The sequence below is a fragment of the Mesorhizobium sp. P3_A9 genome, assembly GCF_056402975.1.
Window position 1 is genome coordinate 1 of sequence record NZ_JBFUGJ010000673.1, and the last position, 1,390, is coordinate 1,390.

At 61.3% G+C, this 1,390-nt stretch carries 2 protein-coding genes; both read left to right on the plus strand.

Annotated elements, in window-relative coordinates:
• The first annotated feature begins 211 nt into the window (after positions 1-211).
• Positions 212-529, plus strand: coding sequence for a hypothetical protein (locus AC1DX0_RS35880; RefSeq protein ID WP_477359231.1), 318 nt, complete (start codon positions 212-214; stop codon positions 527-529).
• Between the two features lie 158 nt (positions 530-687).
• A complete protein-coding gene (locus tag AC1DX0_RS35885) occupies positions 688-1,326 on the plus strand; it encodes an MBL fold metallo-hydrolase (RefSeq protein ID WP_477224058.1) in 639 nt (212 codons plus the stop codon).
• Positions 1,327-1,390 lie beyond the last annotated feature (64 nt).

The following is a 1,390-nucleotide window of genomic DNA, read 5'->3' on the forward strand; positions in this document are numbered from 1 at the left end:
CCAAGAACCTTATGAATGACTATTCTGCTGCGGTGCAGCCGAAGCACGCGATCGCCGCAGAATARCGWWAGTCACAGCTTTTYRSKCAAGCAGGGGCGGTTTTSRRGCCGCCCCTTTTATTTCAGCRTYTSTGCATTTGACTTTCRTCYAATTCGGCGTCTCATGATGGTTGTCGGCCCGGGAGGCTGGCAGYTATGGAGGGACTAATCATATGGACATGAACACGCTTCTTCCGATCATCATACAGGTGATTACGGGTGTCATCGGTGGCCAGGCGATCGGTGTAGCGCTTAAGAATGCGGCTATGGGACAGCTGCCCAAAATCCTGGGTGGCGCCATTGGCGGCGTCGGCGGCGCGGCGATCCTGGGCAGCCTGCTCGGTGGCGGYGCAGTCGATCCGGCAGCGGCAGCGGCGGCGACGAGTGGTCTCGGCAGTGCACTCAACCTCAACAACATCGTYGGCGGYGCCGGCGGCGGCGCKATCCTGACCGGCATCATCGGYGCGGTCMTGGGYGCSATGAAGAAGTAGGCCTGACGGTCTCAGGTTTGTTCAAATGGGCGGCTTCGGCCGCCCATTTCCGTTTCTGGCCATTTCCGTTTCTGGGATGACTGACTGTTCGTCTTTCGAGGGGTGGACGCCCTTCGTTCGCGCCTCTACATCACCGCGTGAACATCGAAAGGACGATCATGGGTCAGCTCAATGCCGGCATCGTGCCGGTCACACCGTTCCAGCAGAATTGCACCCTCCTGTTCGACATGGACGACAAGCACGGCGTCGTCGTCGATCCGGGCGGCGACATCGACAAGGTGTTGGCGGTGCTGAAGGACAATGCGATCACGGCCGAAGCGATCTGGATCACGCATGGCCACATCGACCATGCCGGCGGCGCCATGGAGTTGAAGGAGGCACTGGGCATCGACATCATCGGCCCGCATGCGGCCGACAAGTCCCTGCTCGACAATCTGGAGAACCAGGGCAGGCGCTACGGCATTGCCGGCTCGCGCAAATGCGTGCCCGACCGCTTCCTCACCGAAGGCGAGACCGTGTCGTTCGGCGGCCATTTGTTCGAGGTGCTGCATTGCCCCGGCCATGCGCCGGGCCACGTCGTCTACTACAACCGTGCCGCCAAGTTCGCCCATGTCGGCGACGTGCTGTTCCGTGGCTCGGTTGGCCGCACCGACCTGCCGGGTGGCGATCATGCAACGCTGATCGCTTCGATCAAGGACAAGCTGTTGCCGCTCGGCGACGACATCGGTTTCATCTGCGGCCACGGCCCTGGCGGCCGTTTTGGCGAGGAGCGTAGGACCAATCCATTCCTGACTTAGGGTGCGCTGATATTCAGGTGAGGCCGGTCTGCAAATGGCGGCTTCCTGCGCTTCCCCGTTCTAC